This is a genomic window from Microvenator marinus, from assembly GCF_007993755.1.
In the GTDB taxonomy this organism is placed as follows: domain Bacteria; phylum Myxococcota_A; class Bradymonadia; order Bradymonadales; family Bradymonadaceae; genus Allomicrovenator; species Allomicrovenator marinus.
The window spans coordinates 1,046,763-1,068,329 of record NZ_CP042467.1 but is presented as its reverse complement, the minus strand read 5'-3'; the positions used below and the strand labels follow the sequence as shown (position 1 = coordinate 1,068,329).

The 21,567-nt window shown below is 55.0% G+C and carries 19 protein-coding genes; 11 read left to right on the top strand and 8 right to left on the bottom strand.

Going from position 1 to position 21,567, the window contains the following annotated elements; all coding sequences use genetic code 11:
* The first annotated feature begins 135 nt into the window (after positions 1 to 135).
* A complete protein-coding gene (locus tag FRD01_RS04520; protein WP_249756002.1) occupies positions 136 to 3,417 on the top strand; it encodes a hypothetical protein in 3,282 nt (1,093 codons plus the stop codon).
* Positions 3,418 to 3,440: 23 nt separating this feature from the next.
* Positions 3,441 to 4,688, top strand: coding sequence for an OmpP1/FadL family transporter (locus FRD01_RS04515; RefSeq protein WP_249756001.1), 1,248 nt, complete (start codon positions 3,441 to 3,443; stop codon positions 4,686 to 4,688).
* Between the two features lie 36 nt (positions 4,689 to 4,724).
* Here the strand turns inward: FRD01_RS04515 and FRD01_RS24160 are convergent, their stop codons facing one another.
* From FRD01_RS24160 to FRD01_RS04490, 5 genes are all read right to left on the bottom strand, one after another.
* Entirely contained in the window at positions 4,725 to 5,504 is a 780-nt protein-coding gene (locus FRD01_RS24160) for a lamin tail domain-containing protein (protein WP_249756000.1), read from the bottom strand.
* Complete coding sequence (locus tag FRD01_RS04505) at positions 5,501 to 6,100, bottom strand: hypothetical protein (RefSeq protein WP_146958024.1); 600 nt, start codon at positions 6,098 to 6,100, stop codon at positions 5,501 to 5,503. The genes FRD01_RS24160 and FRD01_RS04505 overlap by 4 nt, the downstream gene beginning before the upstream one ends.
* A gap of 101 nt (positions 6,101 to 6,201) precedes the next feature.
* Positions 6,202 to 7,653, bottom strand: coding sequence for a UDP-N-acetylmuramate:L-alanyl-gamma-D-glutamyl-meso-diaminopimelate ligase (gene mpl, locus FRD01_RS04500; RefSeq protein ID WP_146958022.1), 1,452 nt, complete (start codon positions 7,651 to 7,653; stop codon positions 6,202 to 6,204).
* Entirely contained in the window at positions 7,650 to 8,327 is a 678-nt protein-coding gene (locus tag FRD01_RS04495; protein ID WP_146958020.1) for a PilZ domain-containing protein, read from the bottom strand. The genes mpl and FRD01_RS04495 overlap by 4 nt, the downstream gene beginning before the upstream one ends.
* A 63-nt stretch (positions 8,328 to 8,390) precedes the next feature.
* A complete protein-coding gene (locus tag FRD01_RS04490; protein ID WP_146958019.1) occupies positions 8,391 to 9,119 on the bottom strand; it encodes an AgmX/PglI C-terminal domain-containing protein in 729 nt (242 codons plus the stop codon).
* Between the two features lie 91 nt (positions 9,120 to 9,210).
* On the opposite strand from FRD01_RS04490, the gene FRD01_RS04485 reads away from it, so the two are divergent.
* Positions 9,211 to 10,536 carry a hypothetical protein gene (locus FRD01_RS04485; protein WP_146958017.1) on the top strand — a complete coding sequence of 442 codons (1,326 nt, stop codon included), beginning with the start codon at positions 9,211 to 9,213 and terminating at the stop codon, positions 10,534 to 10,536.
* Positions 10,537 to 10,592: 56 nt separating this feature from the next.
* Complete coding sequence (locus FRD01_RS04480; RefSeq protein ID WP_146958015.1) at positions 10,593 to 11,390, top strand: hypothetical protein; 798 nt, start codon at positions 10,593 to 10,595, stop codon at positions 11,388 to 11,390.
* A 4-nt stretch (positions 11,391 to 11,394) separates the two neighbouring features.
* Here the strand turns inward: FRD01_RS04480 and FRD01_RS04475 are convergent, their stop codons facing one another.
* Genes FRD01_RS04475 through FRD01_RS04465 form a run of 3 tightly spaced genes read right to left on the bottom strand, consistent with a single transcriptional unit; the run spans position 11,395 to position 15,885 of the window.
* Positions 11,395 to 12,666 (bottom strand): hypothetical protein, encoded by a 1,272-nt coding sequence (locus FRD01_RS04475; protein WP_249755999.1) that lies wholly within the window; start codon positions 12,664 to 12,666, stop codon positions 11,395 to 11,397.
* The gene (locus FRD01_RS04470; protein WP_146958011.1) at positions 12,623 to 12,913 is read right to left on the bottom strand and encodes a hypothetical protein; all 291 of its coding nucleotides are present in this window, start codon (positions 12,911 to 12,913) and stop codon (positions 12,623 to 12,625) included. Before FRD01_RS04470 ends, FRD01_RS04475 begins: the two co-directional genes overlap by 44 nt.
* 2 nt (positions 12,914 to 12,915) lie before the next feature.
* A complete protein-coding gene (locus FRD01_RS04465; RefSeq protein ID WP_146958009.1) occupies positions 12,916 to 15,885 on the bottom strand; it encodes a fused MFS/spermidine synthase in 2,970 nt (989 codons plus the stop codon).
* A gap of 107 nt (positions 15,886 to 15,992) precedes the next feature.
* Between FRD01_RS04465 and FRD01_RS04460 the strand changes: the two genes are divergently transcribed.
* From FRD01_RS04460 to ald, 7 genes are all read left to right on the top strand, one after another.
* On the top strand, positions 15,993 to 17,342 hold the full coding sequence (locus tag FRD01_RS04460) for an FAD-dependent oxidoreductase (protein ID WP_146958007.1): 1,350 nt from the start codon (positions 15,993 to 15,995) through the stop codon (positions 17,340 to 17,342).
* Positions 17,339 to 17,848, top strand: coding sequence for a PDZ domain-containing protein (locus FRD01_RS04455; protein ID WP_146958006.1), 510 nt, complete (start codon positions 17,339 to 17,341; stop codon positions 17,846 to 17,848). Before FRD01_RS04460 ends, FRD01_RS04455 begins: the two co-directional genes overlap by 4 nt.
* Positions 17,845 to 18,600, top strand: coding sequence for a hypothetical protein (locus FRD01_RS04450; RefSeq protein ID WP_146958004.1), 756 nt, complete (start codon positions 17,845 to 17,847; stop codon positions 18,598 to 18,600). The genes FRD01_RS04455 and FRD01_RS04450 overlap by 4 nt, the downstream gene beginning before the upstream one ends.
* Before the next feature lie 8 nt (positions 18,601 to 18,608).
* Complete coding sequence (locus FRD01_RS04445) at positions 18,609 to 18,806, top strand: hypothetical protein (protein ID WP_146958002.1); 198 nt, start codon at positions 18,609 to 18,611, stop codon at positions 18,804 to 18,806.
* On the top strand, positions 18,803 to 19,720 hold the full coding sequence (locus tag FRD01_RS04440) for a peptidylprolyl isomerase (RefSeq protein ID WP_146958000.1): 918 nt from the start codon (positions 18,803 to 18,805) through the stop codon (positions 19,718 to 19,720). The genes FRD01_RS04445 and FRD01_RS04440 overlap by 4 nt, the downstream gene beginning before the upstream one ends.
* Positions 19,717 to 20,268 (top strand): nitroreductase family protein, encoded by a 552-nt coding sequence (locus FRD01_RS04435; RefSeq protein WP_146957998.1) that lies wholly within the window; start codon positions 19,717 to 19,719, stop codon positions 20,266 to 20,268. Before FRD01_RS04440 ends, FRD01_RS04435 begins: the two co-directional genes overlap by 4 nt.
* A 79-nt stretch (positions 20,269 to 20,347) precedes the next feature.
* A complete protein-coding gene (gene ald, locus FRD01_RS04430; protein WP_146957996.1) occupies positions 20,348 to 21,463 on the top strand; it encodes an alanine dehydrogenase in 1,116 nt (371 codons plus the stop codon).
* Positions 21,464 to 21,567 lie beyond the last annotated feature (104 nt).

The window sequence follows — 21,567 nt, the reverse complement described above, 5'->3', positions numbered from 1 at the left end:
TTTGGGGAGCCGGACTATTAACATTGAATGAAGAGTGCGACAAGACGGTGCATGCTTGAAAGCAGAAGCTTTTGGACTATGATGCCGAACAATTGCTATGAACCGAGATATTGGAAACTGAGAGTTGGAGGCAGGATGTCACGATTGAAGTGGGCCATAATCTCTTTGGGATTTTTCTCTGCGTGTGCGCCGGAGATTCCTGAAGATGCGAGGCCGTCAGATTCGAGGGTAAGTGCGGTATTTGATGTGGATACGGCAACGATCCCGCTACCGAACAATGCGGCGCTCGACTCCGACGGAACACTGCCAAACAGACCCGGTGACGCGGCTCAAGGCGAGTTCAATAGCTGGTTAGGGCAAGCGACGGGCTGGAATCCAACCACCCCGATTACGGTACCGTTTTCGGGACGCCTTGCTCAGTCTTCATTGGACGGGGCGGTGACGCTCTACTCGGTGTCAGAGGCCGGCGAGTTGAGCTCGCTAGAATTCCAATTGATCTATGAGGAGAACTCAGATGATGCGGAGGTTTGTAATTCCGCCGTATGTTCGTCACAGCTTCGCGTTGTACCAGCGATGGATCTTGAGCCCGGCGCACGTTACGCGTTGGCCGTGACGAATTCGCTTCGCGGGTCAGATTCGGAGTCTGTGCTTGCATCAAGTGCGCTTTATTTGGCACTCTCCACTCAACCCTTGGTGGACGGCAATGGGCAATCGACAGTTTCTTCTGTGGATAGCGGGACGGCCGCACGGATTGAAGGTTTGAGACGATTGATCTCGCCAGTGGTCGAGGCGCTTTCAGTTGAGGGCATCCAGGCGGAAGAGCTTGTGAGTTTGAACGTATGGAGCACGTCGGAGAACGTGTTTACGGTGTTGGACCCCGCAACGTCCACGCTTCCAATTCCAAACACGCTTGCGTTGGATTCGGATGGGACGTTCCCTCGAAACGCTCTTAACTTTTGCGGACCGACCAGCTCGGGTGCTGCATGTGAGGAGTCCTCGGATTGCTCGGGTGTTGGCCAACTTTGTGTGAGAGGCGCATGTACCTTGACCCGATGTGCTCAAGGCACTTTTGATACCTATCTTGACGGCCTCCATGGTTGGCCAACCACCACGCCGATTACCCTTCCGTTGACGGGGGAGATCGACCCCGAGACGGTGACGACGTCCACGGTTCAGGTCTGGCGAGTAGGGGAGGCGGGTTTGGAGCGCGTGGACGTGAGCGTCGAGTACTCTGCTGAGGCTCGTGCGCTCTTGATTACGCCAACGCAAGAGATGAGTTTGAACACTCAATACGTGGCCTTCGCGACACAGGGGCTGACTGGTGCAAATGGCCTCCCTGTCCTTGCACCACCGGCCGTGGCAATGAGTGTTCAGCCACATCCCGTAGCTGATGAGAACGGCAATAGCCTTGTGGCTGAGATTCCGAATGCAGACGCTGCTCGAATCGAAGCGATTCGTCAGGGGTTGCGGCCGGTTGTTGAAGTTGCCAATGCGCGCACAGGGCTTAGTCATGAGGACCTGGCAGCGTTTTGGGTATGGGGCACTTGGTCGGATAGTTTCGTCGCATTTGACCCTTCGACGGCTGTTTTAGCGTTCCCCAACGCGTTTTTGACGGCTGGTTGTGCTGACGATCGACCGATTTGCTTGCTCTACAATCCGGCGGCTCCTCCAGAAGACCCGCTTCAAGCCCAACTCTTTGACGAATTGAGTCAGCGCACCGGATTTAGTGTTTCTGCAACGAACTGGCTGCCCACAGAAGGGGCGCCGTTGGCCAGTGAGACCGTCACAAAGGACCACGTGCTTGTTGCGGAAGTGACAGACATTCCCCCGCCTCCGCTAGAGCCTGAAGAGTACGAGGTGAGATACGAGTTTGGTCATGTTTTGGTGGATTTTAATCGTCCGCTCACTCCGGATACGTTGATCGCAGGATTCGCGACCAATGGAATGCTTGGGTCCAATGGATTTGGTGCTCAGCCGTCGCCGGCTTTTGTCTTCCTTCGCAGTCAGTACGCCCTGATCGACGACCAGGGCGTGTCACAAATCGACGCGCTAGACGACGCAACGGCGGCCCTTTTAGAGGGCGCGCGTCAGCAATACGCCGATCTTTGGCTCGCTGCGGCAGTCCTGGGCTTTGACCGCGAAGATGTTGTGAGTGCGTGGGCTTATCAGACCCAGAAAACATACGAGCCACTTCAGCAGCTCAGAGGGCAGGCGCTCGCCAAGCTCGCTCTGCGAGGTGAATTGAACGGCTATCGTGCTTGTGGGCTCGATTGCGCTGACGACCCGTATTTGGAAGGACCACTCCCGGAGGATTTCACGGTTCCGCATCCCAATGACGCCACCCAAGAGGTGAGTTTGGGCAATGTGGAGTGGATTCAATGGCGAGGTGAGCTCGACAGTCTGAATTTCTTCGACGCGAATCGTCGAGTATTGGGCTTCGATGACGTTGTGACCGAGCGAATCGGGGTCAGTGTTTTCGTGCCGCGCGCTTCGAATTGCACACCGCCCTACGACGTTGTGATTGCCCAACATGGAAATGGCGATTGGCGCCAGTCCATGGGCGTTTCGATGGCAAACACGCTGGCCGAGAAGTGTCTCGTAACGGTGGCGATGGACCTACCACTCCACGGTGGCCGGTCGGCCTCCTCGCAGACACTTCATCCCGATGAGCGCCCTGCAGACAGTGGGGAGAACTTCATCGGACTCGACCTGGTGGGCACGAAGGGAAGTCTTTGGCAGTCAGTGATCGACTTGGTTGTCCTCACCAAACATATCCGAGCTGGTGCACTGGACGATATGGTTGAGCTGGACATCACCGATGAGACGTCAACAATCGGTTACGTAGGCATCAGCATGGGAGGCTTTGTCGGGACCTTGCTCTCGGCGCTCGAGCCAGAGGTTGGCCCGGTGGTGCTCAATGTGGCTGGAGGAAGTTACGGCGTGCTCCTTCGCGACTCCGAGGTGTTCTCGAGCCTTTTGGATGGGGCGGTCGAAGTGGGTACCTTCGGGTATCTCCAGACTCTGCACTTCATTCAATGGTTGGGTGAGCAAGCTGACCCGTATATCTTTGCAAGGCACCTGACGCGAGACCCGCTTGAAGACCTACTTTGGGATCCGGGCGATGAGTCCTATATCGTTTTGGGGAACGTCCCGCTCAAAGAAGTACTGGTTCAAATGGCTCAAGATGATGCCACGGTGCCGAACTCCTCGACCCTCTTGCTCGCTCAGGAACTCGGAGTGAGTTTGGAGAACACGACGTTCGAAGGGATCGGGCATGGCTTCTTGGTGAGTGCTGATGAAAGTGCGCAGACGATGTGCGCGCGGGAGCAATCTGCCGAATGGATTCGAAGTGGGTTGGATGGAGACGCGACACTTCCGGTCGAGCTTTACGCGGCCACATGTTCAGGGGGGCAATGATGATGTGCCTCAAAAGGAAAGTTATGAGAACTAGTGGATTTTGGATATGTGCACTCGGTTTGATGAGCGCCTCGGACGTTTTTGCTGCTGGATTCGCGAACACGAACCAGAGTGCGACGGCCACCGCCATGGCCGGCGTAGGCGTTGCGAACACTGAAGAGCCGAATAGTTCGTATTACAATCCCGCCGCGATGACGCTGACTGAGTTCAGCGCGAGTGTGGGCGACGTGATGATCATCCCTTCGACCTCGTTTCGTGGTGACGACGGGAGCGAGACTTCGACTGAGTTTAACCTGATTCCTCCTCCGAATTTGCACCTGGGGTACTCGGTGATCCCTGGTCTTGCGGTGGGAGTTGGGGCGACCTTTCCTTACGGCCTAACAATCGAGTGGCCACAAGATTGGTCAGGTCGGGAAATCGTCCGTAAACAAGCGCTTCAGACGATGAACATCAATCCCAACATCGCCTACGAGATTCCGGGTTCAGGAGTGTCAGTTTCGGCGGGTGCACAAGTTGTTTTTGGCTCCGTGGAATTGACTCGTGCCATCGTGTTGCGGCCCGACGGTCGCGAAGTTGATGCACAGCTTGGCGGGGACGCCCTTGGTTTTGGGGCCGGAGCATCACTTCTCTGGCGTCCGAGCGATGAATGGTCATTTGGCTTGAACTACAAGTCTTCAGTGACTCTCGACTTCGAGGGCAAAGCCCACTTTGAAGGTGAGGAAGATACGCCATTTGAATCGACCTTCGTGGATCAGGCGATTTCCACTTCGATAACGCTGCCGCAAACCTTGAGTGCAGGCGTCGGTTACAGGGATGAATCGCTCTTTATCGGCCTGGATGTTTCGCTCACGTACTGGAATTCGTACGACCAAGTCGAACTCGAGTTTAGCGAGCCTTGCGAAGCCGGCGATCCGGCATGTGAAGTAGGCGCTGATTCCACGAATCCGCCGACGACTGTGATCGAAGGGGATTGGATGGACTCTCCCACGTTTCGATTGGGTCTTGAGTACATGGTTCGCGATGACCTGGCCCTTCGAGTTGGCGCTGCCTACGACATGAGCCCAATTCCAGACGCAACGGTTTCACCTTCACTTCCGGGCAATCACCGCGGCGTTGTTTCGGCTGGCCTCGGATACCAACTGGACCCTTTGCGCTTGGACCTTGGCTATCAATACGTGGCCACGACGCGTGAGATCCGAAATGGAAATAATGACGGTTTCTACCGAACCACCGCCCACATCTTGGGGCTAGGTGCGAGCTATTCATTTTGAGAAGTGTGGGTGAAGACCGAAGTCTTCACCCACTTTCTAGTAACCCGGGCTAAACCAAGACTGGTGGGCATCGAAGTGGCTCTGAACTGAGCCCTCGCCGGGTACCCATGAGCCGTAGGAATTCTCTGGGAACACGAAGGTATCCACGAGAAGATCTCGGATCATGATGTCCACGTAGCCTCCGGCGTTTGGTAATCCGAGCCGTGTTTCGGTGGTGAACACTGAAATCTCGGGTGGAAGATTGGTGGTCCCGGAACTAAAAACGACCACTTTTTCGTAGGGCTTCAGACAGAACTCTTGGAAGTGGAATTTATGCCGCTCTCCGACGTATAGGTGCACGTCATCAAGTGCCAGTGCGAAGGGCGTGAGGTTTTCAAGTTCCACAAATTCGTCGGAGTAAGCGTCTCGTTCTCCGTCCGAATTTGCGTCACCGTCCAGTCCATTTGGGGGATCCGAGAGTACTTCGCTGATGATAAGGGCCCCCGGTTCAGGCTGATAGGGCGCGAGACATGGGTGCTCCGGGTCGTACGTTGGTTCAGGCTCCACAATTTCGTCCGGTTCGGGTTCGCCGTCCGGCCCAGGTTCAATGGGTTCGACCTCAGGTTCCGGTTCGAACTCGGGAAGTTTGTTTTGCTTGGGCTGAGTTTGCTCAGCCTCCAGGCCGCCCGTCTTGGCTTCTTCTGGTGCAGGCATGGCGGTACATGTGCCCGCCATACAAAATGTGTCAGACGGGCAATCAAAGCTCTTGCGGCATGATGAATCGTTGGGTTCGACACATGCGCAAAGCGTAAGAAAGAAGAATGTTAGCTTTTTCATTTTTCCCCTCCTTCGCGAAGCGTGTGTCGAAACCAGCCATTTGTGAGCGCGTCGAGGCGAGCAGCGGCAAGCTCTGACCGTGTGATCTGCCTCTCGCGATCTTCATGCGGCGCGCGTTGAGACTGTCTTTCCGCGTCTCGCCATTCGAAGAACAAGTGGGTGACTTCCTCCAGGAGTTTGGTTCGATGGACGGCGTTGATCCTCTCGACCCGTGCGGCCGAAAGCTCTGCAGAGTCAAAGATAAGGCCCGCGGGTTTCCAGGTGAGGCCCACTTTGAAGCCCCAATCTTGTCCACGCTGAGTTTTCGAGTCCGATTGCAAGGTCTTGAATAAGAGCTCATCGTCGGTGTTGGCGAGCAGCTCTCGGTAGTCTTCGGATTCTACGTCGTCGAACCCGAAATCAGCCCCGAATGTGACTTGGGGTACGAGATTGGCGAGTCGAGCTCTTGAAGACCACCGGTCGAGCTGATCATCATTGAGTTTGTGTGCATTGAGCGCCGCTTGTTGGACCTCCCTGACGTCGGGAACCCGTGCGGTGGCGGCGCTGGCGAATAGTAGACAACTTATAAAGATGGTCGCAAAAATCATGCAACGCATAAATCCTCCGTTAGAAAAATTTCAAAACGAGGCGAGTGCCTCAGAAACTTTTTCGGACACTTGGAGGAAAAGTTGCGAAATTTTTTGATTTTTTTTGGGCGCTACTTGGCGAATCTTTGCTGAAGTGCGCTTAAAACCTTGCGATGAAGGCCACCGAAGGCTGAACCTGAAAGTCCCACGATGAGATCGCCAGGCGCCGCTTCGGCCGCGAGATGATCAACGATATCGTCAACTTCAGGGATCAGAAGGGTAGGGGGGCCAAGTGCCTCAATCGACCGAGCGAGCTCCTCGATATCGAGCATTTGGTTTACCGGCAGGTTGTCGTTCTTTTGAAAGGGTTTGGATAAGATCACGCGGTCCGCGAGCGCGAGGCCTTTGGGGTAATCGTTTTGGAAAACCTTCCGACGCGAAGTGTTGGATTTGGCCTCAAAAATCGCCCAAATCCGGCGTTCTGGAAATTGTGTGCGCAATGCCTTCATCGTGGCTTCTACGGCCGTTGGGTGGTGCGCAAAATCGTCGATGATGGTGATTCCCTCCACCTCTCCAATGACCTCTTGCCTCTTCTTGGTGGCTTTGAATCCAGCCATTGCTTCTTTCATCGTTCGGATTGGAAGTCCTTCATCGATGCCCAAGGCGATTGCACCGAGCATGTTTCGAACATTGAACTCGCCAGGGGCGTTGAGCGTCCAGGTGCCGAGCGATTCGCCATCGAGCGAGACTTCGCAGGTGGTCTTGGCTCCGTAGGCTATCTCAGTGGCTCTCAGGTCGTTGTTTTCAGAGAGTCCGAATCGTTTGACCACAGCGCAGGCATGTCGGACCACGTGCTCACAACGCGGATCGTCTCCGTTGATCCAGATGCTTCCAGACGGACCTACGAGCGACACAAGCCGTTCAAAAACCGATTCGATGGCCTCGACATCAGGATAGATATCGGCGTGATCGAATTCGATATTGTTGATGAGAAGTCGGCCAGGGGCGTAGTGCCAAAACTTGGGGACCTTGTCGAAATACGCGGTGTCGTACTCGTCTCCTTCAACAATGAAGACGTCTCCCTGACCCAGGCGGTAGTTCGTGCCGAAATTTCCCGTGATACCTCCGACCATAAAGCTAGGGTCGACATTGGCTTCGGTCATCATCCACGCGACCATGCTCGTGGTAGTTGTTTTTCCGTGCGTTCCGCTGATCACGAGGTTTCGCTTGGATTTCATGAAGAAGTGGTAGAGGGCTTCTGGAAAACTCAGATGAGGAAATCCGCGCTCTCGCATCTCCACCGCGTCCTCGTACTCGGCTCTGCAGACATTCCCAACGATCACGAGGTCTGGGTTCCAGTCGAGGTTTGAGCGGCTATAGCCACGCATCAACTCAATCCCCTGCTCATCGAGCCAATCAGACATCGGTGGGTAGCCGCCTGCGTCACTTCCGCGAACATCGAAACCACGAGCTTTCAGCATGGCCGCCAGGCTACCCATTCCGGTTCCGCAAACTCCGATGATATGGATTTTGTGGATAGTGTCTGGGAGTTCGGGGAAGTCTCTTGGAGTTGAAGCCGTCATATCGAAATGGTCTCGGAGGCGTGAACGAAACGTTCAAAGGCTGCGAAGAGTTCTTCGTCCATAGGCGCAAGTTCAATGTACATGCCGCGATGGCGTCGCGCTCCCTCGGTGATTTCGCGAACCTGTCCCTTGAGGTTGAACTTCTCTGTGTTGGTCGGGTGGGAAATCTCAAGAATGAGCTCCGAGCCGGGCGCAATGGGTTCAGGGGTACGATAGTAAATCTGTCCCTGAGGCAGATCGCGCTCGACGAACTTCTTGAGGAGTTCCGGCGTTGATAGATTCACTTTGAATTTCGGGAGATTGTGTTCTTGGAGGGCTTTGAGAAGCTCCGGATCCTGTTCCACAAGTTGGGTCACGTAATCTTGCCAGGCATCTTTGGCAGCGCTTCCTACTGAGAAAATTTGGATGCCCATGCCGGGCGCAATTCGCCGCTCTGTGGCATCGGCAACGTTGATTCTGTGAGCCACCAGTCCCAGCATCGTGACAAGCTTTCCACCGACTTCCATCTCCAATCGGGTGACTCGGCGCAAAGGCAGAGGCTGGTCCGTAATGATGAAGATTCCTCGATAGGAAATATTCTTGGTTTCGTGCGTTTCCATGCCTCGGGTCGTGAGAAGTTTGACACTGAGGGCGATGTTGACGCGAGGGTCACGACGGTTGGATTTATGAGACATGATTCACGTGTGCTTTGGACAAACCGATAATAAGCGGCAAGAGGCGTGCTTGTCTACGATGGGCTAGTTGAAGTCGAAGTCCATCGTGAACTTTGTGAGCGTCCCGGTTGAGGGAAATCTCAGGTTCCGAATCGTAGAGACCATGCAGGATTCCACGTCTTTGGAACGCAACTCGGAGCGCTTGATGCGAATGTGAGCGATTTGGCCATCACCTGAGATCACGCCCTGAAAGTCCACATTTCCTTTCATCTGAGGAACTTTGATGGCCACCTCGCGATAACAAGGCATGAGCCGCCTTTCGTTGAGTACTGACTTGATATCGGCTTCGGAGAGTGGCTTTCGGTCGGGTCCGTTGAGATCAATTTCCTGAGGCTTTGAGGGGTCAAAACCCGACGCGGTCCAGCGTGCGCTGGGTTGGTATCTGCCCTCGGGTTGCCACATTTCAGGAGGTGGAACGAATTCAGGCTCGGCGTCCGCCATAACGACTTCGTCGGGCTCCTCAAAGATATTTCCGAACTCGATATCCTCCCAGGTGTCCTCGGTTACTGCTTCAGCGGGCGTTTCGTTGCTGGCGCGCGAGCGCTTTTTTGGTCTTTTGCGCTTTTGCTTCTTCTCTTTCTTCGAACTCTCCGGCGCTGCTTCGGCGACCTCAACTTCTTCGGACTCTGGCCAACCGACGATAAGCTTCGCGCGCTCGAGCAAGTCGGGACGAAGGTAGAATGCTCCGGCGATCATCAATCCGACAAGGATGAGAACGATGGTCCACGTTTGCCATGATGCTGTTTCTTTCATTTGTGCAGGCTAGCGGATATGGCGAATCCCTTGAAGTCTCAATCGATTTTGCATAAGGTCCGCGACCTCAAACAAATGTGGAGTTCTCGGCATGAAATGGGTCAGTTTGCTTGCAATTCTTCTGGTGGCGTGTGGTGATGATTCCAATAAGTCGGCACCGATGGCCGAGCGAGATGCAGGGCCGGATTTGGACGTCTCGGATCAGGGCGCTGATATGGCGATTGAGGAGGACCAAGCTGCTGATATGCCGGTTGGTCCCCAGGACTGCCTCGTGACGAATACCGAAACATCCCTTGTTTTGGACGAGGCGAGCCGTTCAGGGCAGTTCTACTCCACGGCAGCGTTTGATGGCGCAGGCGTTTGGGTCGTGTACACCGCACCAACGAGTGAAGAGTCCTCGAACGAAGGCATCCACGCGATTAGAGTGGGGTGTGATGGAGTGATTACGTCTGGGCCGCTTGTACTGAGCGAGTCCAACGCCGCTCGAAACTACATGCCCGTTGTGGATTCACACGGTGGAAGGACCGCAGTGGTGTGGGTTCACCAACCCAACGGTGGAAATGCCAAATCCACGAAATTGCAGTTCTTGACGCAGGCTGGCGGTGCGGTGCTTGAGACGCCAGCGGACATCACTCCGCAGGTCAGCGGAGAATTCATCAGCGAGACGGCCTGGTCCCCGTCAATTGCATTGGGTGAAGACTTTTTGTGGCATGCCTCAGAGGTTTTGGGGCCGGAGACACAAGTCGTGGTGCAGCGAGTGAACTTTGACGGAAGCGTAGAGTCCGTGTTTTTCGTTTCCGAGGAAAAGGACGTTAATCAGCTTTATCCATCCATCGGCCTCACTGAAAATGGCGCGGTGGTCTCCTGGACTCGAGAAGGCGCCGAAGGGGCAGAGAAGACCTACTTTTCCCGAATTCCCGAAGGGGCGTCCATGGGCGGTGCGGCCCAGCCAGCCTTGGCAATAGGTGACTCCAATCCTCTTTCGCACCTGGCTCCACGAGCGAATCCGCAGGGTGCCAACTTCCTAGCGTTCCAATCCACGACCAATAACTCCTCCCAAATTCTCGTGCGAAACGTCTCTGAAGAAGCGACCGGCGTGTACGCCACTTTCGGCGCGACAAACTTCATCAACTTTCGCCCGACGGTTCGGGGGTTTGATGGCGGCGGAGTTGTGGCCTGGTACCGCTACACGACCTCTCCAACACGCAATTCGTTGGCGCTCCAGTCTTTCGAGTGGAATGACGGCGAGTTTGTGAACGGGCCGGAGGTGGTTGTTTTTTCGGAGTTTGTCGCGATTCCTCCCTATGGTCCGGGGCTGACGGTCATCTCCGAGGACACCGTTTTCGTGAGCTGGTCACAGGGCGATTCGGGTGCGAATGCTAGAGTTTACGGAAAGTTTGTTCGCCTCGGTCAATGATGGCGTACTTTCTTTTCGACGAGCCTTGCTGTACGATCGTGTAGGAGGACGTGGTCATGAGTGACGAGTGGAAAAATGGTCAGCCCGGGCGGTTTTTGAATGATGAAGAGGAGGACACTCCTGTTCCTGGGCCCAGTGTCCCGACTCATTTTGCGCAACCTTCGACAGGCAATCGTCAGGCCCTGGGAGGCCAGGGGCCGTTCGTGCAACAGACCCCGACTGCCTTTCCAAACCCCGCTACCGGCCAGTTCACGGCTCCTAGCAGCGGTGCGTTTCCGAACCCGAGTACAGGTCAGTTCACAGCCCCAGGCAGTGGAGCGTTCCCGAACCCTCCGACTGGCCAATTTACAGCGCCTGGAAGTGGCGCGTTTCCTAGCTCGCCGACCGGCCAGTTCACAGCCCCCGGAAGTGGTGCGTTTCCTAGCTCGCCGACCGGCCAGTTCACGGCTCCTGGCAGTGGTGCGTTTCCAAATTCTCCAACAGGCCAGTTTGGGCTCGGTCAGACACCTTCTACTCCAATCGTGCGTGCGCCTTCGTCTCCGGGTATGCCGGTCATTCCGAGCACCAATATCGGGTTTTCAGGACCTGGCCCCGCTCAGGCCCCTGTGGGTGCAGGCGCGCAGCCAGACACGAGAATGCGTCTAATCTACGGAGGTGGCGGCGCAGCTCTTGGAACGCTTGTAGGACTTTTGCTCGGCATTTTGAATTCCGGCTTAGAGCAACTGACGTTTATGGAAGGATTGGGTGTTACGATCCAAATGACGCTTTGGTTCATGCTTATGTTTGGGATCGCCTGTGCATTCAAGCCTCAACGTGTCGAGTTCATGCTCAAAAAGCACGGGATTCTAGACTAGTACCTTACTTGGGCACTACGAGCGCGGCGTCCACACAGACCTCAAAAAGCCATTCACTCGGCGGGGATTTTTTTCGCGGCGGTGGCCACATGGATTTTTCAAAACAAGCACGACCTTCCGGCGCATTCTTTGTTTTTTCGCCAAGATGAAAGTCTCTCTCGGCGATGCCGAGAGGAAGACCTTCAGGCGTGAAGAGTTCCGTGCCTTTGGGGGCGAGTGGCGGGGATGCACTCGGCGCGCCTTGGAGGCGCATGGCACCACGTCTTCCGGCCGGAACGAGGGTCGCCTCGTCGGTAAGCACCGAAATCTGAGCACAACGAACTTCAGTGGTCGCGTAGAAGCGTGAATCCACCTTCAAGGTCTGAGTCACGTAAAGGTCCGCAAATGGATTGAAGGGCAAGGACTGATCTTTGGTGAGTTGTAGGTGTCCTTCTGCGTAAGCGATCTCGGAAAAGACCGTCTCTGTAAACGGCGCCTCGAAGATCGCAGACTTTGTGTACGTCTTGCCGGTGTCGCCGTTTGGCAGGTCCATGCGAATGCGAAATCCATCGATCATCGCAGTCCCATCCTCAATAACGACGCCCGAAGCTAGTTTGACTTCGGTTCCCCGCCATAAGTTGTAAGCTGCTCGTTTGGTTGAGACATCCGAGAGTTCACTTTCTCGCACCCAAAAACGTAGACGTCCTCCTGATGCGCCCGGAAGCCCACCCCGATAGCAATGTACGGCTTCTTCATCAGCCGAGAGACTCTCGCCCAGGACCCAGCCATTTTTGCGTTCAACGAGGCGAAATGCCAACCACCTTGCAGATGGGTTTTCTCCGATGCGACGTGCTCTTCGGTCGATGTCACGGAGCAATCGCTTCGCGCGAGATTGTCGGCGTTTTTCCAAGTACTCGTCGCGTGCCTCGGCTTTGCGCATACGTTTGGCTCTTTTAGCCTCCCTCTCCATTTCTTTCTCAAACTTCTTTTGAGTTCTCTCGGCCCATTTTTGAGAGTCCGTCTTCCATTTCTCTTCAAGTTTGGCTTGTTCTTCCGGGCTTCGGAAGAGCAGAAACCTCGAGTTTTCGTCGGGCTGCAGGAAGAGTTTGGTGGTCTTGGGAACCACGAAGAATTCGGGCTCAGGTGGTCGAGCAGGTTCTTCCACGATTTCCTGGGCGGAAGTTGTGTTCTGAAGGGCAGGGGTGGCGTCGGATGTGGCGCATCCAACCAAGCTTAGCGCCAGGAGGAGTGCGCTAATTCGCCGTGTCACGTTCAATACGGGAGTCATTTCGATCATTTCTTTCGTTGACGGTGCTTTGCATCGAAGCATTGGTATCTACCATCGCGTCTTTCGCCGATGTAAACGTTGATTTCACACCGAATTCAATACGATGCGTCACCATGGCGAAGTTCTTTGGAGGGTTCCATTCTCCGCTGTAGGGGTCATGCATCGTCAAGTACAAAAACCAGAAACCGACCAGGAAAAACACAAAGGTCCCAATTTTTTGGCCGAGTGATTTTTGGGCGCGAAGGTCATTTCTCATGGCTACTCCTGAGCTGCGATGAGTTCGGTTGCACGCAGATAAGCCTGCCAGGCGTCGTGGTAGCGGCGTCTTTTGGTTAGAACGTATCCGTCGAGAAGCTGGAAGACGACCGAGTCTACCACAGGATCTGATTTTTCCTTCAGTCCCGTAAGTTGTTCAAGTGCGTGGCGATAGTAGCGTCTCTCTGCCAACACGTACGCGTAGACGAGCCCTTTTTCAGACTCGAACCCTCCACGAGGAGGTTGGCCGTCGGATTCGAGATAGAGCATGGCTTGTAGATGTTTGTCGTTCTTCGCAGCATCTGCGGCCATCATATGAAATGAAGACCCGGGATTTGGCCACGCGTCCATCACTGCTTCGTGAAGTGAGAGCCCACTTGAGAGGCGAACCATCGCGTTTTCCTCTCTCTTTGAGTAGGGCTTCGCAGGAAGGGATTCGAGCTTAAGTGGAGCCCCGTCATCTTCGATCTCCCAGGCTAGGTCTGCCTTTCCGGCCTTCCATGCGGAAGCCGCAAGACGGGAGATTTCTTCTTCGCCCCAGCCCTTTGGCCAATCCACAAGGTATTCTCGAGGATCACCATAGGTTTGCGTGCTGAAGTACCGGTCTTGAAAGTACTTTTCGCCAATATCGTACCGGATCAGGTCGAAAGGGGCCTCAAACTCGAGCAGTCCGTTGTCGTCGGTGTTAAGTTCGATTTCCTCATCCGTCGCGATGAATTCTCGGAGTTCTGCTTCATTGAGGAACAATAGTCCGATGAAGTCCTTAGGGTCCTTTAAGCCGGCGCGCTCCAATTCCTTTCGCACGCTTGGGATTTCCCACGCGGCCTGAAACGACACGGGATCGAACTCGATGGGGTGATTGGCACCGATCAGAATCAAGTCCGTGCCCTTGGGCATGGAGCTAAACCCGTGGGCGTGTGGAAAGACTTCGAGAAAAGTCTTGATGATGCGTTGAACGTTTTCCGGTCGGATTTCGTAGAGCTGAACCCATTGCGCAAAGACTCCACCTGGCTTTAGCTTTCTGCGGGCCCTTTCGAAATGCTCCACCGTAAAGAGCGAAGCGACGCCAGCGATCCACGGGTTTGAGGGCTCGGAGACGATGATATCAAACGTTCGCGGTGTGAACTCGAGATAGTTTCGGCCATCGGTTGCTACGACCTTCATTCGAGGATCTTCGAGCGGGCGATGGTTGACGTGATTGAAGAATTTTGAGGCTTCGACCATGGACGGTTCGATCTCGATGACGTCCATTTGAGCGAGCGGCCATTGGAGTGCGGCACCTGCGGTTACTCCGCTCCCGTAGCCGACCATCGCGACTTCTTCTTCGCCGAGCATCATCGCCGGGTTGAGAGACCTGATAAGGAAGGGGGCGAGGGCCACCAAAATTTGGGTGGACATATCGGCGCCGTCTGAGGCTTCGGGTTTGCCATTGGACTTGAGAGTGACGAGCTCGCCGCGCTTTTCGACCGATGTGGTGGCCGATATCCCATCAGCAAAAAACACGATCTCGGGTGAGTCGCGTTCGAACTTTTCAGGGTCAAAAAGTTCGCGAGCCCAATAGGTACGAAACATGCCGCGGGTGAGCTTGGCCTGGTCGATTCCGGGGCCAAAAACCAACATGAGGACGCAAAGTCCGGCACCGGCTAGACCAACGGCGTGACCGATATGTCGGGCGCCTTGGGAGGCTGAAACGACGGCTAGAATCCCGGCCTGAAGGATATTTAGGATAATCACCGTCGTAAGCGCGCCACGTAGTCCGAGCAAGGGCAAGAGAAGGAATCCCGATGTAAAGCTTCCGATGATCGCGCCCGTGGTGTTGAACGCGTAGACCTGACCCACATCGCGTCCTGCCTGAGCTTTGTTTTGGCGCAACGCTCTAAAAGCAAGGGGAAATGCCATCGCCTGCAACATCACGGGGACGAAGACCAAAAGCGCCACGAGCCCGAACTGAAAGAGAAAGATCTCGGCTGGAGCACCAATCTCGGCGCGATAACGCCAGAAGAGTAGTTCAGGCAGTCGATCCAGAAATGTGAAGGTGAAGATACTTGTGGCGGCGAAGAGAAATTGTGTGGCAGCGAGCCAGGCCGCAGGCCTCGAGATGCGCTTGAGGAAAGGCGAGATCAGGGACGAGCCGGCCGCGATCGCCGCCAAAAACGTGGCCAAAATTAGCGTGAAGGAATAGGTTGAACTCCCCAGAACGATGACGTAGGCGCGGGTCCAAAGTACCTGGTACGCCATGGACACAAGGCCCGTTCCGAGAAATGCGATTTTGAGAGCAAGTGCCGCGTTCGGGCTTAGAGCCTGGAGCGGGGCAGCATTTCCGAGCTCTTGCTCCATCTCCAACTCTTCGTGGGAGCCCGATTCCATTCGCGGGGCGACTAACAAGACCACGGCGCAGAGCACCATATTTGCAGCGGCGAACCCCTGATTGGTGGCCGAAAGTCCAAAGGACGGCAGGAGAACAAATCCGGCGAGTACGGTTCCCGAAAATGCCCCCAGCGTGTTCATTCCATAGAGGAGTCCAACGCGCGTCTCGAAGTATCCGCCGGCTCTGGCGGTCCACTGCGAAACCAGCGGGAGTGATGCGCCCATCATCGTGGTTGGGATGATAAGGATGAAAAATGCGGCAATGAAGCGCAAGCCTGCAAAGAGCACGGGTTGGTCGACCCAGGTCAGGAACATCCAGCGGTAGAGTTCTTCCGATGCGCTAAGTAGGAGTGGGATGAAGAGCGCGTACACGCCGATTGCACCTTCGAGAATTCCATAAACTTTGAGTGGGTTCTCGAGACGTGCCGCCCAACGTCCTCCGATCCACGCACCGAGCGCCAAGCCCGCCATAAATGCGGTCAAGAGCGTAGAGATTGCGAGGCTGCTCGTGCCAAAAATCTTCATCAGCGAGCGCTCCCAAATCACCTCAAAAACAAGGGATGTGAAGCCTGAGAAGAAGAAAAATACGAAGATTAAACGGTGCAAGTTCTCACCTGAGCGTCGGTCGAATCATCTTGGAGGTGAATCCAAGGGAGCAAGATGATATGTAGCCGTTGGCTGAAAAGATACCCTCAAACGTGGAAGTTAAGGTCATGACCAATCACGTCATTGGAATAATCGGTGCGGGGCCCGCAAGTCTATATGCAGCTGAGAAGCTTTCGAAGGCAGGCCACGAAGTTGTGATACTGAACCGCGACATCAAGCATGGTGGGCTCGCGGAGTTTGGGATCTATCCCAATAAATACAAGATGAAGATTGGGCTAAGGAAGGTCTTCCACAAGATTTTGAGTCATCCAAACGTACACTATTACGGCGACGTCTTGGTCTCGGAGTCTGGCGACTTCACGCTCGAAGAGCTCTCGGAACTTGGATTTGCTGCGATTGTTGTGGCCGTTGGTGCTCAAGGCACCAAATGGTTGGGGCTTCCGGGTGAGCAAACGCACGGCGTCTGGCACGCCAAAGACCTCGTTTATCACTACAATAATCTTCCTCCGTTTAGTGAGATGAAGTTCGATATCGGGCAAAGGGCTTGCGTTGTAGGCCTCGGAAATGTGGCCCTTGATATCGTCCACTGGTTGGTTTGCGAGCGCAAAATCGAAGAGGTGACTCTGGTGGCGAGGCGAGGCCCAGGGGAGCGGGCGTACACCGATAAAGAGATGAAGATTGTGGCTGGGGCGCTCGACTTCGAAGCCATCGGGGCGGAGTTCGAATCTATTCGAAGCCAGGTCGAGTCGATGGGGCAAAACCCGGATGAGTTCTTGGACGAACTCAAGAAGCAGGCTGAAGCCGAGCTTGAATGTGAGACCCCGACGAAACTTAAGATCAGATATTTGAGGAGCCCTGCTGAGATCGTGGGTACGACTCGTGTGGAAGGACTTCTTTGCGACGTCATGGAGCTCCAAGATAGAGGCGAGACCGTCGGCGTCAAGCGCACCGAGAATCAAGAGGTGCTGCCGTGTGACACAGTGGTTTTCGCGATCGGAGACAGCATTGAGCCTTCCATCGGTCTGCCCTTGAGCGAGGATGCAAAGACCTTCGCGACCCTTCAAGAGCCGTGGGATGAATATCCTGAGCGTGAGAGATATCGCGTGCGGGACCCTAAGACGGGTCAGGCTCTGGGCAACGTTTTCGTGGTCGGATGGGCTAGAAAGGCCTCGGATGGACTCGTGGGCAAGGCGCGTCTGGATGCGACCCAGGGATGTGATGAAATCTTGGCGTTTCTCGACGGCAAGTTCGGTGACGAGATTGCGTCAAAAAGTGTCGATGAGATTAAGTCGGCCATCGAAACCCGAGAGCGCGAACTTCAGAAAACCTTGATACGATACGAGGAAATCTTGCAACTCGAGGAAATTGAGAGAAAAAAGGCTCAGGAACTTGGACTCGAAGAATTTAAGTTTTCGCATCGTAAAGATATTTTGAATGCCATTGAAGGTGAATCATGAGGGTATTTCTCATTTTAGCTTGTTTGACGCTGATGGCGTGTGGTGGGTCTCAGAAGACCGACCAGGGGCCAGTGCAGGAGGCACCCTCGGATGCCGAGCCCTCAAAAATGCCATCCGGTCCGCCGGTTCTAGTTGAGGGTGTGGCTACCGGTGGGGATTCTCCAGAGCTCGAGGCTGGGTCTGGGGAGTTTGCCGTGCAGCGAGCACACCTCGGTGACTTCATGAAGAAGGGGCCTCCTTTCGCGTTGACGCAGGTGGTGGTCGAACCCGTCCACGGCGACAGTGGCTTCGTCGGATACAAGCTTGTGAGCTCGACCTCAGGGGCGTCCGAATTCCTGAGGCCACAGGTCAAAGCTGGGGATGTGATTACTCACCTCAACGGCGTTAGAATCGAGCGCCCCGACGATTATTTGCGTGCATGGAATGCACTCAAGGACACAAGCGTTATCCGCATCGACTTCCTGCGAGAAGGGCAGGCTAGTGTTGCGACTTGGAATGTTCAGTGAATGATAGCGATGTGAATCCCGGGGATTTGGGGCAAAACGAGAGTGCGCGGTATTTGACGCTGGCGCTAGGCCTCGTCTTTGCACTGCAAATCGTAGTTCCAGCCTGGGATTTCTTTCGGCAAACTTCTTTTCACACGATGATTGCGGGGCTTCCATTCGTGGCGATTATGGTGGCCGTTGCGCTCAAGAGTCCAGCGGCGCTCACGGTCTTTTTTCCATTAAGTGCGTTACCGGTGCTGGCGGTATTGCCACCGGACTACTCGGCTTTGCTCCACGAGGATGGCACGCCCATCCGAATTGCTGCCACCCTCGGAATCTATCTGGCACTGGCAAGTTCTTGGGTCGCGTCCAAAGGCGCGGATGTCGTTGATGATGACGCGATCCCAGATGAGGCGCGCGCTCTTTGGATGCGCCGGTTTGTCTGGTCTCGCCTGGCGTTAATGGTCTTGCTTTTTCTCGTCCCGACTTATGCACTTTTTGGGGACTCCACGATTGTTGCTACCCTGAATCAGACGCACGCGGGCTATAGCGAAGTAGGGCGGATCTTCATCTCGCTCATGATCTTTTTTGGCTGGTGTGCCATGGCCTATATGGCTTTCATCATCCCGTCGTTGAACCTAGAATACGATCGAAGGCGTCTAAGGCGAGACGCCGAAACGATGCGAAGAGGCTATGACCGAAAGCGTTGGGTCAGAGTTGGGGTAGAGTGTGCGCTTGCGTTAGTGGTAGCTTTTGGCGTGATACTTATTTGAGAGTTGGAATGCGAACCATCATTTATGACGCGCTTAGCATCGGAATGGGGCTGATAAGCTTACTCTTTTGGTATCAAGCGGTAGAGTTTCTCGCTCAGAAGGACTACGTGGCGGGCGTGCTGGTCATGTGCATCGGTTTTATTGTGGTCCGCGGTGGCGTGGAGTTTGGGCGAATTGCGGTTGCTGTGCGGGAAGACACACGATGAAGGCGCTCGGGTTTGGAATCTTAGCTTTGTTTGGGGTGGTGCTCTCAGGTTGTGAGGATGCCGAGCATCCTGATGCCCTGATTGAACTCGCCGAGTACAAGGTTCCTGCCTCCTCTCTCGCATTTCAAGGGGCTTCGATTGGCTTTTCTACCGAGGAGTTTAGAGCCTTTTGGACCGACCATCCTGAACTCTCGCGCGATGAGGCGATTGAGGCTTTTGAAGAACACGCGGCGCTGAGTGGAGTTGCGCAAAAGACTCTCAACTCGGAGTCCGATTTTAGTCTTGCCCGCAAGAAATCCATGATTCGTTTGATGCTGGCTGAGGAAATCGAAAGGTTCCGAGGCGAAGTTGGGGCAGCTGAGCTCGCGGAAGCACAGGCGCTCAACAGACAACCCAAAGGTGCACGGGCCTCCCATATCTTGGTGATGTCGACCACCAAAGAGCCGGTAGGTGCTCGCGGTGAGGAGATCGCTCAACGTGTCAAAGAGGCGCTGCCTCAAGATCCCGACGGCCTTGACCTTGTGAAGATACAACGTGAATTTGAGATGGAAGAGGGCCTCAGGCTACACGTGGACCTCCAGCTCGTGTTTCCATTCGCCAATGAAGCGTTTCAGGAGCTACCGAGCGGGTGGGTTGGTCTCGACCCTGCTTTCGTAAAGGCAGCTCAAGACCTCGGCGGGCCAGGCGTGACGGACCCGTTCGAGACTCGATTCGGGTGGCACGTTGCGGTCGTTCACGAAGTGCTTCCGGCAAAGGATCTTCCCGAAGAAGATGCGAAAGTCCTAGCCCAGCACGCATCGGACACCGAGATTCGAAAGGAAAAGTATCAAGAGTTCATAGATCGTGAGAAAGCAGCGTCTCACTACCAGATATATCCAAGCGTCGTGCGAGAAAGGGCTGAGAATAAACTATGAATACCATTGAAGCGTTGATTGGTCGGCGAACAGCTCATCACTACACCACGGAACCGGTACCACAGGATTGGGTCGTGGAAGCCCTCGAGGCGGCGATTCGAGCGCCGAATCACAAGCTCACGAATCCGTGGAGATTTTTCCAGATCGGAGCCCAAACCCGGCCCGAGATCGTGGAAATCGCTCTGGAAGCAAAACGAGCTTTTCGCGAGATCACTAGCGCCGACGAAGCAGCGATCAGGTCGAAAGTCGGCGATTCATCCGTTTTGATTTTGGTTGGGCAAGCGCTGGCAAAGGAAGAGGCGCGCCGCAAGGAAGATTACGCCTCGGTAGCGTGCGCCATACAGAACTTTTCACTCGCGATGTGGGACCACGGAGTCGCCACAAAATGGAGCACGGGTCCGTTCGTGACCCATGAAAAGACTTACGAGTTGTTGGGGATTGACCCCAAAGAGATCGAGCTCGTGGGGGCGGTGTTCGCTGGATACCCCAAGGTCATTCCTCAGACGCCCCGAACGCCGCTATCCGAAGTCTTTCGGGTACTTCCCTGAACTTAGTTATCAGCGGTTGCCCTGCCTCTTTTTCGTGTCTATAGTCCGCGCGCCTGACACCTGAAAAATAGGAGTTCCCGTGAAAATTGGCGTTCCAGCAGAAATTAAGAATCACGAGTATCGCGTTGGTATGATCCCAGCGAGCGTGCGCGAATACACCATGCGCGGTCACCAAGTCTTTGTGCAGCGAGGGGCAGGAGAAGGGAGCGCGATTCCTGATTCACGCTACATCGACGCCGGTGCAACGATCTTGGAGACGGCCGAAGAAGTTTGGAAAGCCGCGGATATGATCGTGAAGGTCAAGGAGCCACTGGCTTCCGAGTATGACCTGATGCAAGAGAATCAGATCATCTACACGTACTTCCACCTCGCCGCCGTGCCGGATTTGGCTAGCGCACTTCTTGAGAAGAACGTGGCGGCTGTGGCCTACGAGACGATCCAACTTCCCGACGGTCGATTGCCTCTGCTCGAGCCGATGAGCGAAGTTGCAGGCCGTATGGCCATCCAAGTAGGTGCACGATGCCTCGAGCGAGAAGCGGGAGGAAAGGGCGTTCTCCTTGGCGGTATTCCTGGCGTTCAGCGTGCGAACGTGGTGATCCTCGGAGGCGGAACCGTGGGGACCAACGCGGCGAAAATGGCGGTGGGTATGGGCGCGAACGTGACCATTCTCGACACCAATCTCGCACGACTTCGGTACCTCGATGATGTTTTTGGAAACGGCATCCAGACCCTGCACTCAAACGCCGGGACGGTGTCTGACAAGGTGCTTGAGGCCGACCTTGTGGTTGGAGCCGTCTTGATTGCGGGTGCAAAGGCGCCACATCTTGTGACGCGCGAGCACATCAGCCAGATGCAAGAGGGAAGCGTGGTCGTCGACGTATCCGTAGACCAGGGCGGTTGCATCGCAACGTGTCACCCAACCACACACGAGAATCCTACGTATGTGGTCGATGGTGTGGTTCACTACTGCGTCGCCAACATGCCGGGTGCGGTCGCTCGGACATCAACCTTCGGTTTGAACAACACCACGCTTCGCTACGGCCTGCAGATTGCGGAAAAGGGACTCGTACGAGCGCTGACCGAGGACCCAAACCTTCGGCTTGGTCTCAACACCTATCAGGGCAAGACCACGCATGAGGCGGTCGCAGAAAGCCTTGAGCTCGAGTACACCCCAGCGCTCGAACTTCTTGGGTAATTATTTCGCAAAAAAATGAAAGGGGATGAAATAATAGATCCAAATGCTCATGTTACTCGTTTGTACTCGGGCAAGGTTCGCCTTGAGCTTTAGCCCGAAGCAAA